A 377-nucleotide genomic window follows, 5' to 3' on the forward strand; every position below is an offset into this window, starting at 1 on the left:
GATGCTGACTCGCTTGCTGATGTGCTGGCACTTACTGACGCACTTGTCGATGCTGATTCACTTGCCGATATACTTGCAGATTCTGACGCACTCATTGATGCTGACTCACTTGCCGATGTACTTGCACTTACTGACGCACTCGTTGATGCTGATTCACTTGCTGATGTGCTTGCACTTACTGATGCACTCGTTGATGCTGATTCACTTGCTGATGTACTTGCTGATTCTGACGCACTCATTGATGCCGACTCACTTGTTGATGCTGATTCACTCGCTGATGTACTTGCACTTACTGATGCACTCATTGATGCTGATTCGCTTGCCGATGTGCTTGCAGATTCTGACGCACTCATTGATGCCGACTCACTTGCTGATGT

At 47.7% G+C, this 377-nt stretch carries 1 pseudogene; it reads left to right on the forward strand.

Annotated elements, in window-relative coordinates:
• A pseudogene (locus HZY83_RS00035) lies at positions 1 to 377 on the forward strand (MSCRAMM family adhesin SdrC); the annotation flags it as partial.

The organism is Gemella sp. GH3, assembly GCF_013415425.1.
GTDB lineage: Bacteria > Bacillota > Bacilli > Staphylococcales > Gemellaceae > Gemelliphila.